The 303-nt window shown below is 61.7% G+C and carries 1 rRNA gene; it reads right to left on the minus strand.

Going from position 1 to position 303, the window contains the following annotated elements:
* A 23S ribosomal RNA gene (locus J3481_RS14495) occupies positions 1-303 on the minus strand; the annotation flags it as partial.

The raw sequence follows: 303 nt of genomic DNA on the forward strand, positions 1-303 counted from the left end.
GGTGCTCCGACTGCTTGTAGGCACACGGTTTCAGGTTCTCTTTCACTCCGCTCCCGCGGTGCTTTTCACCTTTCCCTCACGGTACTGGTTCGCTATCGGTCGCCAAGGAGTATTTAGCCTTAGGAGGTGGTCCTCCCGGATTCCTACGGGATTCCTCGTGTCCCGCAGTACTCGGGGTCTGTTTCCACCCTCATGCGCGCGTTTCGGATACCGGGCTCTCACCGTCTCTGGCCGGCCTTCCCAGACCGTTCTCCTACGCGCCCACTCGGGCTGGCTACCCTGCAGCTCGCCGCAAACAGCCCC

Origin of the sequence: Alicyclobacillus fructus (assembly GCF_017329605.1) — a bacterium.
In the GTDB taxonomy this organism is placed as follows: domain Bacteria; phylum Bacillota; class Bacilli; order Alicyclobacillales; family Alicyclobacillaceae; genus Alicyclobacillus; species Alicyclobacillus fructus.